The sequence below is a fragment of the Streptomyces sp. CB02400 genome, assembly GCF_001905725.1.
In the GTDB taxonomy this organism is placed as follows: Bacteria; Actinomycetota; Actinomycetes; order Streptomycetales; family Streptomycetaceae; genus Streptomyces; species Streptomyces atrovirens.
Window position 1 is genome coordinate 392,544 of record NZ_LIWB01000004.1, and the last position, 13,798, is coordinate 406,341.

Here is a 13,798-nt window from a genome sequence, read left to right on the forward strand (position 1 = left end):
GGCACACACCGGCCGAAGGACAGAGAACAGTGGCCCCAGACGTCCAGGAACCCAGCCCTCTCCACGACCGCCACACCCCCGACTCGCGCTCCGCCCCACACCGGCGTGCGTACTGGCGCGCGACCTTGTCCCGGATGCTCGGCGTCGTGGACCTGACCGCCCCGGACGACGCAGGCACCGGCACGGTCAGTGCCACACCGCTCGGGCGCCTCCAGGCCGTCACCGTGGTCGGCGACGCCCTGACCGCCGTGCGAACGCACCGACTCGTCGCGAGGGACAGCCGGAGTGGGTACATCGTGGTCACGTTGCTGGACAGCGGGTCCGGCCGCGTGGAGCAATACGGCCGCGTGGCGCTCCTGGCCGCCGGAGACGTCTTCGTCCACGACGTGGCACGCCCCCTCCGGTTGTCCTTCCTCGAGCCCTTTCGGACCAAGTCCCTTGTTCTGCCGAAAGACGTCCTGAGTCTGAGCGAGTCCGACCTGGCCCAAGTGACCGCCCGTCCACTCGGCCCCGACACGTCTCTCGGCGGTCTGCTCGCGCCCTTCCTGGCCGGACTAGTGGACGGTGCCGGAAACTGCGCGCCGCGCACCGGAGAGCTGATGGCACGCAACGTGGTGGATCTGCTCGACGTGCTGGCCGACGACGTCCTGGGCCGAGCGACCGAGGACACGCCCCGTGGGAACCGGGCACTGCTGCTGCGGATCCAGGCGTTCATCGACCGGCACCTCGCGGATCCCGATCTGACCCCGCAGGCCATCGCCGAGGCCCACCACATATCCCTGCGTTATCTGCACAAGCTGTTCGAGAGTGAGGACGCAACAGTCGGCCGATGGATTCAGCGCCGTCGCCTGGAGACATGCCGACGCGACCTGACGCTGCACAGGAACACCGCGATCGCCGCGGTGGCACACCGGTGGGGCTTCACCAGCGCCGCGCACTTCAGCCGGGTGTTCCGGACCGCTTACGGCATGGCACCTCGTGAGTGGCGGGCGACTCAACAACTGACGCCGCAGCGCGTCTCGTCCGCACAGCTCACGGATGTCTGAGAAACCCGCCGCTCCTCCGGGGGGAAAGTAAGTGAACGATCCGCGGAAACCGTCGGTCGCCCACAGGACGACGGTGCACGTCAGCGTCCCGGGCGGGATGCCGGCCCCGCTCCCCGCGGTGCTGCTCTACGATCCGGATGACCCATACGCCGTCCGCCTCTCCTTCGGCGCGCCGGCAACCGACCCCGTGGACTGGGTGTTCGCCCGCTCGTTGCTCATCGAGGGCCTGCGTCGCCCCGTCGGTATCGGGGACGTGCTGGTGATCCCCCGGCACGGTCGCCATCCGCGGTCCATGCGGATCGTCCTGAGGTCCCCGGCCGGCGTGGCGCTGATCGACGTGGCGGAGTCACCGGTCACCGCGTTCCTGCGGCGGTCCGTCTCTCTCGTACCGCCTGGAACGGAGAGCTTCCACATCGACTTGGACCGAACCCTGGACGCGCTCACCGGCCGATGGGACTGACCCGCGCGGTACAGCCCGCCGGGTTGCCGGGTGGACATCAACCCGATGTGCGGGCCCCGTCGGCCGGCCGCGTCGCGTCGCGCACCACGGGCCCGGCGGTGACGTCGAACGAATGCGTCACCTCGGGTGCGGTACCCGGCACCAACAAGCGACGGGCGAGCTCCTCGTGTCCGCGGTCGGTGGCCGTGAGCCGGTCGTGGTGCTGGGCGAGATGCTCGGACCACGAGGCGACCAGGTAGTTCTCGATGAACCTTCCCGGATCGTTGCCGTCCTGGTAGAGCCCCCAGGCGTAGGCTCCCGTACGCCGACGCGAACGAGCCACGTGGGCCATGTGGCCGGTGAACGCGGACCTGCTCTCGGAGCCGACCCGGTAGGACACCGAGACCAGAACCGGGCCGTCGGTCGGGCCCGGCACGAACACCAGCGGCGGGGCGGGCCAGTGGTCGGACGGCGTCGGGTCGACCGCGTCCGCGTTCAGCGGCCAGCGGCGCGTGCTCGCCGCACAGGCCAGGAGCGACGCGGCGGCTGTCAGGAGGGAGACGGTCAGTCCCGCTCCGGCGGCCAGCGCACCCCACACGGGCGCCGCCAGGGCTTGCCCGCCCTGGAAGACCAGGAGGTACACCGCGAGCCCCCGTGCCCGCACCCAGCCGGGGAGCCTCGCCTGGAGAACCGCGTTGAGGGTGGACAGCACGCCGATCCAGGCCAGCCCGGCGGGGAGCAGTACGACCACCGTCAGCCAGGGAACCCGCACCGTCGCCAGGACGGCCAGCACCGCCGCGAACACGACGGCACCGGCGGCGAGTGTGCCGCTGGCACCGAGGGCGCGTCGCACGGCCGGCAGGACGAAGGCACCGCCCACGGCACCGACCCCGACCGCGCCGAGCAGCAGACCGTACCCGCCCGAGCCCAGTTCCAGGGAGCGGCTCGCGACCAGGGGGAGCAGCGACCACAGCGCGGCGCCGCCCGGTATGAACAGCACCGTGCGGAGCAGGATCCGGCGGACCCCGGGCGCGTTGCACACGTACCGGCGACCGATGCCCAGAGCCGTCAGGACGCTCTCGTTCCCGGCCGTGGGTGCCTGGGGCTGCGGCCGCCTCCAGGACAGGAGTACGGCGGCGATACCCAGGTAGGACACCGCGTTGAAGGCGAAGACCCAGCCGGCGCCCGCCGCCGCGACGACCGCGCCGCCGAGGGCCGGACCGAGCGCACGGGCCAGGTTCATGTTCACGGCGCCGAGCGCGGCGGCCTCGCCGAGCATGTCCCGCTCCACCAGCTCCGGTTGGACCGCCTGCCAGGCCGGACCCATCAGGGCGGTTCCGCACCCCATCAGGAAGGTGAGGCCGAGCAGGACACCGGGCGTGAGCTTCCCGGCGAACGCGAGGACGGCCAGCCCGGAGGAGACGGAGAGCATGGCGATCTGAGCGGCCAGCAGCACTCTGCGACGGTCGTAACGGTCGGCCAGCGCCCCCGAGGGCAGGGCCAGCAGCATGACGGGCAGGCTGGACGCGGTCTGGACGAGCGTCACCAGTTCGGCACTGTGCCCGATCAGCAGCCATTGCGCGCCCACCGTCTGCATCCAGCTGCCGACGTTGGAGACGAGCTGTGCGATCCACAGGGCGCGGAAGACGCGCGCTGTGAGCGGAGACCAGGCCGAAGCCCGCCGTCGACGCGTCGTCGTTGACACCGGGGCACCCACGGCTCAGGACGGCGACCGGGTCCAGGCCGGTTCGGCGGCCGAGAGACGGTGCGTGATCACGGTCGTGAGGGCGAGGAACAGGAGGATCAGGGCGAGGGTGAGCACGAGGTGGTCGTGCAGCACCAGCTGTGCGCCCGCGTAGGCGCCGAGGAACATGATCAGCACCGACAGGATCCGGCGGCCGGGCCGCGGTCCCTCGCCGCCGGCCCGGCCGGAGTCCGCGGCCAGGCCCGTCAATGTCAGGGTCAGCACGGTCGTGGTGAGGTCGGGGACTCCGAGTCGCCGGGCGGCGGCGTTCTGCAGGCCCATGGCGAGTCCGAGAAAGACGATCAGTGTGTACCGGACGGCCGTGGTGACCTGCCCGTCGGTGGCCGCCGCGGCGGCCACGGTGACAGCGACCAGCACCGTCTGTACGGCTGTGGCCGCCTTCAGCAGCTTTCCTCGGTGGGTCGCGAACCGGTCGGCGAGTCGGCCGCCGGCGAGCGCTCCCGTGAGGAAGGCCGCCAACGCCACGACGGAGGCGACCGCGGACAGGTCCGCGGCGCCGACCAGGGCGAACCCCAGGAACACCACGTTGCCCGTCATGTTGGCGACGAAGACATGCCCGAGCGCCAGATAGCTCACCGCGTCGACCAGGCCGGTCACCAGCGTCAGCGTGAGCATCAGGGGAGGCAGCGGGCCGTGGCGGTCCTGCCTGGGCGGCGCGAGAGTGCGGACCATGTCATTCAGCAGCCTGCGCACTGTGCTTCCTTTCCGTATCGGTGGCCGGGCGGTGCAGCACGGCGCGCGTGAGCAGTCCACTGACCGGGCCGGCCAGGAGCGCGCAAAGGACGACCCACAGCGGCCAGGGGTCGAGGTCCAGCGCACGGTCGAGCGACCACCGGCCGGGCCCGGTGAGGGCCAGCGCAGCGAAGACGGCGACGAGGACCGTCGGGTATTCGTATCCGTCGTTCTGCACCCACAGGCCCTTGTGCCGCTTGACGGTGCCCGCGACCGTCATCACTCCCATGGCCGCCATCGCGGCCAACGGGGTGAGCAGGCCGGCGGCCAGGAACAGGCCGGCGCCGATCTGACTGGCGCCCGCGACGACCGCGGTGATCCGGCCACCGCGGAACCCGTCGCGGCGGAACTCCTCGGCTCCGCCCGCGAGGCCGTTGCCCCCCAGCCGGAAGCTCACCTTCTGGACTCCGTGACCGGCGAGGAGCAATCCCGTCACCAGCCGGAGGGCCAGCAGTCCAGCATCCATGGTTTCCCTGCCTGTTCCTGACTCGGTTTCCGTGACCGCGGCGTGCGTGAGCGGAATCAGCCGGCGGCGTGGGCTCCGATGACGGCCTGCGCGTAGACGACGCCGAGGCCGTAGGTACCGGCGTGCTCCTTCACGACGTCCATGACCGACATGTACGTCTCGCCGCGCGCCCAGTCACGCTGCAGTTCGAGCAGTACCTGGACCCAGGTGACCGGGACCACGCCAGCCTGGACCATGCGCTGGACGGCGTGCTCGTGGGCCTGCGGGCTGACGCCGCCGGACGCGTCGGTGACCACGTAGACCTCGTAGCCCTGGGCCAGGGCGGAGAGGGCGGGCAGGACGACGCAGACCTCGGTCCACAGCCCGGCAATGACGAGCTTCTTGCGGCCGGTGGCCTTGACCGCGTCGACGAAGGCGGCGTCCTCCCAGGCGTTCATCGTGGTCCGGTCGACGATCTCCTGCTCGGGGAAGACCCCGGCCAGCTGCGGCATGAGCGGTCCGGAGAAGGACTCGGCGGCCACGGTGCTCAGCACGACCGGTACGTCGAAGACCTTGGCGGCCTTCGCCAGCCCGACGGTCGCGTTGATGATCGCCGTGCGGTCACCGCTGCCGGTGCCGAAGAACATCTGCGGCTGGTGATCGACGAACAGAACGGCACAGTTGTCCGGGGTGAGCAGGTCGGGGCTGGGGGCCGCGGTGACCTCGGAGACGTTGACCATGGAAAAGCCTTTCCTGATGGGATGGACGCGGACAGTTGTCCGCGGGTGAGTACGGCCGCGCCGTGCGCGGTGTGCCGCTATGCGGTGGAACACCCGGGAGGGACGGCTCGTGACCGGCGGTTCCCGGGAGATCAGAGGGAGAAGCAGGGGTCGAAGAACGCGCTCGACGGCTGAGGGTCGAGAGTGCGCCGGGCCCGCCACTGGCGGTGCTGCTCGGACTCGGTGACGGCCTGGCCCAGCAGTTCCGCCTGGCGAGCGCCGGACAATCCCGTGGCGGGCGTGGCCTGGTAGCCGCCGAAGTGAGCCACCGGGCTCCATGCGGGGCTGACCGGCGGCAGTTCCTCCTCGAGGCCCTCGTACTCGGCGGCCGCGTGGACGATCCGGCCACCGACTACCGTCAGCAGGGACTCGATGTGCGCGATGTCCTGGTCGGGGACGTTGAAGTAGTCCTCGGAAAGGACTGCCAGATCGGCGAGGAAACCCCTGCGCAGGACGCCCTTGACCCCTTCCTCCCCGGTCAGTGCGGCGCCCGCCTCGGTGAACATCGCCAGCGCGGTCCGGCGGTCGACCCGGTTGTGCGGTGGGCGCAGGACCAGGTCGCCCGCGGTGCGGCCGGTGACCAGCCAGTGCAGGGCGATCCACGGGTTGTAGGTGGAGACCCGGGTGGCGTCGGTGCCGGCACCGACGGTCAGTCCACGCTCCAGCATGGCCCGCAGCGGCGGGGCGTCCGCAGCAGCTCCAGGGCCGTAGCGGCTGAGGAACGCCTCGCCCTGGAAGGAAAGGCGGTTCTGCACGGACATGGCGCCGCCGAGGGCCGCGATGCGGTCCAGGCTGTCCGCGGAGACGGTTTCCGCATGGTCGAACAGCCATCGGTTGTCGGCCGGAAAGAGTCCGTCCGCCGCTATCTTCTCGAAAACCGCGAGGTCCCGGCGAATGGTCTCGTCATAGGTGGCGTGCAGCCGGAAACCCCAACCGTTCTCCATCAGGAGACGTACGGCCTTCTCGAACTCCGTCTCGTAATCGCTCAGTTCCGGCCGGGGCTCGGTGAAGTTCTCGAAGTCCGCCGCCGCCCACGTCAGATTCTCGCCCGCTCCGTTGAGACGGAGCCATTCGTCTCCGTCCTCGGGCCGGGCCACTTCGATCCAGCGCCTCAGGTCGTCGATCTCCTGGCCGGCGGTTTGCGGGAACAGGTGATAGGCGATGCGCAAGGACAGTTGTCCCGCCTGCGCCAGTTCGACGACCGTGCTGTAGTTGTCCGGGAAGTTCTGGAACCCTCCGGCTGCGTCGATCGCCGATGTCAGGCCGAACCTGTTCAGCTCCCGCAGGAAGTGCCGGGTGGAGGTCTTCCTGTCCTCCCCCTCCAGCATCGGGGCCTTCGCGAGAGTCGAGTAGAGGACGAGCGCGCTGGGAGCCGCCAGCAGCATGCCCGTCGGCTCGCCGTTCCGCCCCCGTATGATCTGGCCGCCTTGGGGGTCGGGCGTCTCCCGAGTGAATCCGGCGGCCTTGACGGCTGCCCGGTTGAGTACCGCGGCCTGGTAGAGGTGCAGGACGAAGACCGGAGTGTCGGGCGCGGCGGCGTTCAGCTCGGCGACGGTCGGCAGCCGCCGTTCGGCGAACTGCTCGGCGGACCATCCGCCCACGACCCGTACCCACTGGCCCTTGGGCGTGCGTGCCGCCTGCTCGCGCAGCATCGCCAGCCCCTGGCGAAGCGTGCGGACGCCGTCCCAGCGCAGTTCGAGTACGTAATTGAGACCGCCACGAATGACGTGCAGGTGCGCGTCGTTCAGGCCCGGGATCATCCGGCGGCCGAGCGCGTCGACCACCTTCGTGTCTGGACCGACGTGCGGGGCGACGTCGTTGTCGTCACCGACCACGGTGATGACGCCGTCGCGAATGGCGATCGCCTCGGCCTGCGGACGGATCGCATCTCCGGTGTGGATTTTGGCGTTGCGAACGACCAGGTCTGCGGCGTTGTCGGTGGCGCGGTGAGTAAGCCCACCGACCGGCATCGTAGACACCTTTTCGTCCTCCTTCTTACAGAACTGGAAACGCCGATGCCGTCCGCACCGACTTCAACGCACGCCACGATCAGCGGACGGGGGAGCAATCTGCCTGCGTGTGCATTCGGTCGTCACTTGTTTCCTGCACCGCAAACCTAGGCCGCACCCCAGGAACCGTTTTTTCCAGTAGTGCACGGGATGCGTTCCCAGAGTGCACCGAGCCTTCATCCTGTGCCGGAGGGGCCCATTGCAGCCGATTGTGCGCACGCGGAGAACACATCGACAGCGCTTTCGGACAAGCATCATCTACACGGACCCATAACCTCAGCGCTCAAGGGGCCTGTCTGCAACTGACGGCCCACGAACTGTTTCAAGGGAGTGATCCATGAGCGCTCAAGTGAAGGCATTCGGGTTCGACATGCCGTGGGAATCGTTGTACGGGTACAGCCAAGCCATTCAGGTCGGTGACACGGTTTACGTGTCGGGGCAGCTGTCTCACGACCGTCACGGCCATTTCGTGGGGGCCGACGACTTCGAACTGCAGGTCCGGACCACGCTGGAGAATCTCGATCTGGTGCTGAGGCAGTTCGGGGCCGAGCGTAGCCAGGTAGTAGAGACCACGGTTCTGGTGAGAAACCTGCGCGAGAACTTCGACACGACGGCACGCCTCCACGCCGAGCACTTCGGGGAGCACCGGCCCACCAGCACGGTCATGGGTGTTTCCGACTTGGCACTGCCGGACCAACTCGTCGAGATCGGCGCGCTCGTGCGTCTCGATGTGAAGCCATAGGTGGAGAAGCCGCTCCGCCTCCTTCAGTGAGCACTTTCATCCGGTACCGGCGGGCGACGTGGGCGGGTCATCGGGGGCGGTGACGAGGCAGGGCCCCTTACGTCGTCGGCGTGGTGATTTCGCTCAGCACGCCGGCGGCCGAAGGGGCCCTGTTGGTTCCGCGCGCCCCTCTGTGTACATCGGCGCAGGCCACCCACCGGAAAGGAGTGGATCAGCGGCGCCGCGCCCCGGCCACCACGGCCGCAGCCGCCAGGAGCAGCCCGGAGACCAGCGCGGGTGCGGCGGTCCAGGAAGCCGCCAGGACCCCGACCGCCGCCACAGGGAACAGAAGGCGTTCGGCCGGGCTCTTCTGGTGCGGGCGCAGTTGCACCGCCCAGACCGTCAGCAGGAACACGGCTGCCGGGACGGTGATCGCGGCGGCCGACGTGGCCGTGGTGTGGCGCGTGACGTGGTCGGCGTAGGAGGCAAGGCCGGCGCCCTCCGCAGTCGCCGAGGCGAACACGAGGTAGTGGCCGTAGGCCCAGGGGAACCTCCTGCGGTGGTCCTGGTGGGTTGTCGCGAGCAGGGCGTGCGCGGGGCGGGCGAAGTACAACCACCACATGGCGAAGGCCATGAGCAGGCCGCCCGCCGCCAGCGCCCAGAGTGGGCCGGTACCGTGGTGCCGGTTGAAGGCACCACGGACTGCGACGGTGGCCGCCGCCACGGATTCGCCCAGCACGATGAGGGTGAACAGCCCGTAGCGCTCCGCGATGTGGCCCGGATGCCAGGGTGTCATTCCGGCGGACTGGGCCCACACGGGAACGGACAACTCGGCCAGGATCATCACCACTATGCCCGGAAGCATCAAGCTCGTCGGGACGAGAAGCAGTCCCACCCAGCCGAGTTGGCACAGAGCCACACCGGAGGCGAAACGCAGCGCGGTCCTGCGCCGAACGGGGTCGGCCAGCGCGGCACGCAGCCAGAGTGCGGCCAGAGCCGTGCGCAGTACGACGTACCCGACGGTGATGACGGTCAGGTCACCGGCTTCGAAGGCGCGGTCCACGCCTGCTGCGAGCACGAGTGATCCCGTTATCTGCAGGAGCACCGAGAGACGGTACGGAACGTCGTCCGGGTCGTAGGCGGAAGCGAACCAGGTGAAGTTCATCCACGCCCACCAGATGGTGAAGAACACCAGCGCGAAGCGCAGCACGCCGGTGACGGGATCGCCGGTCTCCAGGGCTGCGTGCAGGCTCCCGGACGCCTGCGCCACCGCGACGACGAAGCACAGGTCGAAGAAGAGCTCCAGAGGGGTGGAGGTCCGGTGCGGCTCACCGGAATCGCGGCCGGCCATCGTGCGCCACCGCCTGGTGTCCCGCGGTGTCAGCGAGGCGAGTCGGCGGTTCAGCGGAGAGCTCCCAGAGCCGCCCCGACCGTCCGATGGAACGTGGGGTACGTGTAGAGCATGTGCCGCAGCCGGTCGACCGGTACCTCCGCGTGGACGGCCACGTTGAGCCCGTAGAGCACCTCGCCGCCCACCGGTCCCGCCGAGGTCGCGCCGATCAGCACCTCCCGGTCGGCGTCCTCGACGAGTTTGACGAACCCTTCGTTGCCCGGCCCGTGGATCCAGCCACGTGTGGAGGAGGACAGAGGCACCACGCTGGTGCGGATCCGCAGCCCTCGGTCCCGGGCCTGCCGCTCCGTCAGTCCCACGGCCCCGATCTCCGGATCGGTGAACGTGACTCGGGGCAAAGCCCGGTAGTCGGCGTCGGGACCGGGCTGCCCGAGGATGTCCCGTACGGCGATCTCGGCTTGGTACATCGACACATGAGTGAAGGAGCCCCGCCCGGTGATGTCGCCGACCGCCCACAGCCTCGTACCGGCGCGCATCCGCCCGTCCGTGGGGACCACTCCCGCCTCCGGATCGAGCCCCACCGTGTCGACCCCTAGGGCGGCCAGGTCGGCGTACCGTCCGGTGGCGACCAGGACCCGTTCGGCCCTCAACAGCCTGCCATCGCCGTCGAGGCGCACGGTGAACCCGGTGCCCTCATGGCTCACCTCCCGTACTCGCACACCTGTGAGAACGGTGACACCATCGGCACGAAGCGCCCGCGCGACCAACTCCCCCGCATCCGGTTCTTCCTGCGGCAGCAACCGGTCCCGCTCCTCGATCACCGTGACATCGCTGGTGAAACGGGCGAAGACCTGGGCGAGTTCGGCGCCGATGGCACCACCGCCCAGTACGACCAGGGATGCCGGCAGTTCCCCGGCAGCCATGGCGTCGCGGCTGGTCCAGTACGGCGTCCGCTCCAGGCCAGGCACCGGAGGGATGTGGGGCCGGGTGCCGGTGGCGAGCACCACACCGCACCGGGCCTCGAGGGTGCGGCCCTCCACCGTCACCCGGCCGGGCCCGGCGAGCCGCCCAGTTCCCCGGACAAGTCTTCCGCCCTTCGCCGTGAAGCGGCCCGCGGCGGCATCGTCCTTCCAGTCGTCAGTGGCCTCGTCGCGGACCCGTCCCGCCACGATCGTCCAGTCCGGAGTCACAGCGGCCGCTCCGGCCAGGACGGGCGCCCGGCCTGCCTCGGCGAGCACGTTCCCGGCCCGGATCATCATCTTGCTCGGCACGCACGCCCAGTACGGACACTCGCCGCCCACGAGTTCCGCCTCGACGCCGACCACGTCCAGCCCTGCTTCGGCCAGCGTGCCGGCGACGTATTCGCCGCCCGGTCCCAGTCCGACGACCACAACGTCGGCCTGCTCGTTCCCGCTCATACCTCTCCTCGTTCCGCCGGCTCACAGGGCACAGGCTCTTCGGCCGACGCTAGAGCGGCCGGAAGGCGGGCCGAGTCCGCCGACGCACGCGTACTTGCCCGAGAGTGAAAGGCCGGCACGGGGGCAGGGCACAGTGCGCCGTCAGTCGCCACCGCGTGCGCTGCCGGTCAAGGCGGCACCGGACCAGGAACCTAACGTCCCCGAGGTACACGCAGCACCACACGCGGGAGACGCGCATGACCATCAACTCGTCCGGCCACCATGGAAGTCAGCCTTGGCTGCATCAGGAGGGGGCGGTGATCCAGGAGTTCGGGACCGTCAAGCAGTTCCCGGTCGCCCTCTCGTACGAGACGCGGATGTACTCCTGCCAGCGCCTGAACAAGGTCCTCGCCGACACGCAGATCCTCCACGGCCTCTACAAGAAGCACCACTGGTTGATGCGGGGTGCCACCTTCTACCAGTTGCACCTGGTTCTGGACCAACACGCGGGGGAACAGCTGGAGATCATCGACGCCCTCGCCGAGCGGGTCCAGTCGCTGGGCGGTGTCGCGGTGGGAGATTCCCGACACGTCGCTGAGATCACGTCGATCCCGAGGCCGCCGAACGGGGCGGAGGAAGTGCCCGCCATGCTCTCCCGTTTGCTGGAGGCACACGAGACGATCCTCGTGGACGCCCATGACGCCGCAGCCCGGGCGACCGGAAACGGCGACGACGGCACCAACGATCTGCTGGTCTCCCAAGTGATCAGGACCGGTGAGCGACAGGCGTGGTTCCTGGCCGAGCACCTGGTCGACACACCCCTGGTCCGTACCTGACCAGCCTGCTGCGGTTTCGGATCACTGGAGGGGGATCCAGCGCATCCCATACGACGCGCAACCGTCCGCCTGCCTGCTCTGGCGAGCGCGGGCGGTCGCTGCTACGACGCGGTGGCCACACAGTGGGACCCACCGTGCAACGAGGCCCGTGCCGCAGAACTGGACGCTTTCCGGTTCTGGCGCATCACGCACCGTGTCGCCCCTAGCCCTGACGAGAGCATTCGTCTCCACCTCTCGCGCGACGCTCCGCGCCGCCGGATCGGCCCGGGAGTCCGCCGGCCTCGCGCGAGTGGGCCACCGCGCGGGCGTGGGCGAGCGGCACGTCGACTGGCGGTCGCAGGCGCCTCCTCGTTGCCGATCCCACGGATCGGAGGTCGAAGCCCGAGCAAGAGCACTGCGAGGCCACTTCCTGTGCACGTAGAGGCATCTCGCACGCCCTGGGGTCTCATACCTTCAGAAAGTACCCGATCAGTATAAAGACTGGAGGACCAGTGCAGTTCGGTATTTTCACGGTCGGCGACGTCACGCCGGACCCGACCACGGGGCGTACGCCGACCGAGCGTGAGCGGATCAAGGCCATGGTCGCCATCGCGCTGAAGGCCGAGGAGGTGGGCCTGGACGTGTTCGCGACCGGGGAGCACCACAACCCGCCGTTCGTGCCCTCGTCCCCGACCACCATGCTCGGCTACGTCGCGGCCCGCACCGAGCGGCTGGTCCTGTCCACCTCCACCACCCTGATCACCACCAACGACCCGGTGAAGATCGCCGAGGACTTCGCGATGCTCCAGCACCTGGCCGACGGCCGGGTGGACCTGATGATGGGGCGCGGCAACACCGGCCCGGTCTATCCCTGGTTCGGGCAGGACATCCGCCAGGGCATCAACCTCGCGGTCGAGAACTACGCCCTGCTGCACCGCCTGTGGCGCGAGGACGTCGTCGACTGGGAGGGGAAGTTCCGCACCCCGCTGCAGGGCTTCACCTCCACGCCCCGCCCGCTGGACGGCGTCGCGCCGTTCGTCTGGCACGGCTCGATCCGCTCGCCGGAGATCGCCGAGCAGGCCGCGTACTACGGCGACGGCTTCTTCCACAACAACATCTTCTGGCCGGCCGACCACACCAAGCGGATGGTCGAGCTGTACCGGGCCCGGTACGCCCACTACGGGCACGGCACCCCCGAGCAGGCGATCGTCGGGCTCGGCGGGCAGGTGTTCATGCGGAAGAACAGCCAGGACGCGGTGCGCGAGTTCCGGCCGTACTTCGACGTCGCGCCGGTCTACGGGCACGGGCCCTCGCTGGAGGAGTTCACCGAGCAGACCCCGCTGACCGTGGGCTCCCCGCAGCAGGTGATCGAGAAGACGCTCGCCTTCCGCGAGTACGCCGGTGACTACCAGCGCCAGCTCTTCCTGATGGACCACGCCGGGCTGCCGCTGAAGACCGTCCTCGAGCAGCTCGACCTGCTCGGCGAGGAGGTCGTGCCGGTGCTACGGAAGGAGTTCGCCAAGAACCGCCCGGCGAACGTGCCGGACGCCCCCACCCACGCCTCCCTGCTGGCCACCGCAGAAGCAGCCTCCAAGGAGGCGACCGCCGCATGAAGCTGGTCGCTGTGTCCGCGGGATTGAGCACCCCCTCATCCACCCGCTTGCTGGCCGACCGTCTTACAGAGGCGGTCCGCGACGAGGTCGCTGCTCAAGGCCACAAGACGGAGGTGGAGGTCATCGAACTGCGCCCCCTGTCAGGCGCCATCGCCAACAACCTCGTCACCGGGTTTCCCCCACCGCCGCTGGCCGCCGCGATCGGGGCGGTGACCAACGCCCATGGTCTCGTGACTGTGACGCCAGTGTTTTCAGCGTCCTACAGCGGACTGTTCAAGTCCTTCTTCGACCTGATCGACCCAGTTGCCCTCACAAGCAAGCCGGTCCTCATAGGTGCGACCGGTGGTACGCCCCGGCACTCTCTGGTTCTGGACCATGCCATGCGTCCCCTCTTCTCCTATCTGAAAGCCGTGGTCCTCCCCACCGGCGTATACGCGGCGTCGGAGGACTGGGGATCCGGCAGCGGCGCGCATGCGGAAGGTCTGTCCGCCCGCGTACGCAGGGCGGGCCGGGAGATGGCGTCAGTTCTCATCACCAGAGCGACCGATCCCCTCCCCTACGACGACGCCACTCTGGTCGGCAAGCAGTTGTCCGATCTTCGCTTCGACTGAGCACGCTCCCACTGCCACACGCGAAACAGGCAGTCGTGTGAAGGCCTGTTGTGCCGCAAGTGGCATCCGGGCCGA

At 69.4% G+C, this 13,798-nt stretch carries 13 protein-coding genes; 6 read left to right on the plus strand and 7 right to left on the minus strand.

The genetic code is table 11. The features are described 5' to 3' along the window. Positions 1 to 29: 29 nt before the first annotated feature. Both AMK33_RS12815 and AMK33_RS12820 read left to right on the plus strand, forming a co-directional pair. Positions 30 to 1,046, plus strand: coding sequence for a helix-turn-helix domain-containing protein (locus AMK33_RS12815; protein WP_073932909.1), 1,017 nt, complete (start codon positions 30 to 32; stop codon positions 1,044 to 1,046). Between the two features lie 31 nt (positions 1,047 to 1,077). Next, positions 1,078 to 1,506, plus strand: a complete 429-nt coding sequence (locus AMK33_RS12820; RefSeq protein ID WP_235618081.1) for an SsgA family sporulation/cell division regulator — start codon at positions 1,078 to 1,080, stop codon at positions 1,504 to 1,506. Between the two features lie 37 nt (positions 1,507 to 1,543). Here AMK33_RS12820 and AMK33_RS12825 read toward each other — a convergent pair whose 3' ends face one another. The 5 genes from AMK33_RS12825 to AMK33_RS12845 all read right to left on the minus strand — a co-directional run bounded on the left by AMK33_RS12825 (position 1,544) and on the right by AMK33_RS12845 (position 7,176). Beyond that, positions 1,544 to 3,190 carry an MFS transporter gene (locus AMK33_RS12825; RefSeq protein WP_079194849.1) on the minus strand — a complete coding sequence of 549 codons (1,647 nt, stop codon included), beginning with the start codon at positions 3,188 to 3,190 and terminating at the stop codon, positions 1,544 to 1,546. Between the two features lie 15 nt (positions 3,191 to 3,205). Then, complete coding sequence (locus AMK33_RS12830) at positions 3,206 to 3,943, minus strand: YoaK family protein (protein ID WP_073932911.1); 738 nt, start codon at positions 3,941 to 3,943, stop codon at positions 3,206 to 3,208. Further along, positions 3,924 to 4,448 (minus strand): DoxX family protein, encoded by a 525-nt coding sequence (locus AMK33_RS12835; RefSeq protein WP_073932912.1) that lies wholly within the window; start codon positions 4,446 to 4,448, stop codon positions 3,924 to 3,926. Before AMK33_RS12835 ends, AMK33_RS12830 begins: the two co-directional genes overlap by 20 nt. Positions 4,449 to 4,504: 56 nt before the next feature. Then, on the minus strand, positions 4,505 to 5,167 hold the full coding sequence (locus tag AMK33_RS12840; RefSeq protein WP_073932913.1) for a hydrolase: 663 nt from the start codon (positions 5,165 to 5,167) through the stop codon (positions 4,505 to 4,507). A gap of 131 nt (positions 5,168 to 5,298) precedes the next feature. Next, positions 5,299 to 7,176: an amidohydrolase gene (locus tag AMK33_RS12845; RefSeq protein WP_201263021.1), complete on the minus strand. Its 1,878-nt coding sequence runs from the start codon at positions 7,174 to 7,176 to the stop codon at positions 5,299 to 5,301. 376 nt (positions 7,177 to 7,552) lie between these two features. Here AMK33_RS12845 and AMK33_RS12850 point away from each other — a divergent pair, with 376 nt between their 5' ends. After that, positions 7,553 to 7,957, plus strand: a complete 405-nt coding sequence (locus AMK33_RS12850) for a RidA family protein (protein WP_073932915.1) — start codon at positions 7,553 to 7,555, stop codon at positions 7,955 to 7,957. A gap of 211 nt (positions 7,958 to 8,168) precedes the next feature. On the opposite strand, the gene AMK33_RS12855 is transcribed toward AMK33_RS12850, so the two are convergent. Further along, positions 8,169 to 9,287, minus strand: a complete 1,119-nt coding sequence (locus AMK33_RS12855; protein ID WP_073932916.1) for a low temperature requirement protein A — start codon at positions 9,285 to 9,287, stop codon at positions 8,169 to 8,171. Between the two features lie 50 nt (positions 9,288 to 9,337). Continuing rightward, positions 9,338 to 10,705, minus strand: coding sequence for a dihydrolipoyl dehydrogenase family protein (locus AMK33_RS12860; protein ID WP_073932917.1), 1,368 nt, complete (start codon positions 10,703 to 10,705; stop codon positions 9,338 to 9,340). A gap of 236 nt (positions 10,706 to 10,941) precedes the next feature. On the opposite strand from AMK33_RS12860, the gene AMK33_RS12865 reads away from it, so the two are divergent. The 3 genes from AMK33_RS12865 (at position 10,942) to AMK33_RS12875 (ending at position 13,723) form a co-directional block, all read left to right on the plus strand. Beyond that, on the plus strand, positions 10,942 to 11,520 hold the full coding sequence (locus tag AMK33_RS12865; RefSeq protein ID WP_073932918.1) for a Dps family protein: 579 nt from the start codon (positions 10,942 to 10,944) through the stop codon (positions 11,518 to 11,520). A gap of 491 nt (positions 11,521 to 12,011) precedes the next feature. After that, complete coding sequence (locus AMK33_RS12870) at positions 12,012 to 13,112, plus strand: LLM class flavin-dependent oxidoreductase (RefSeq protein ID WP_073932919.1); 1,101 nt, start codon at positions 12,012 to 12,014, stop codon at positions 13,110 to 13,112. Beyond that, complete coding sequence (locus AMK33_RS12875) at positions 13,109 to 13,723, plus strand: FMN reductase (RefSeq protein ID WP_073932920.1); 615 nt, start codon at positions 13,109 to 13,111, stop codon at positions 13,721 to 13,723. The genes AMK33_RS12870 and AMK33_RS12875 overlap by 4 nt, the downstream gene beginning before the upstream one ends. Positions 13,724 to 13,798: the final 75 nt, after the last annotated feature.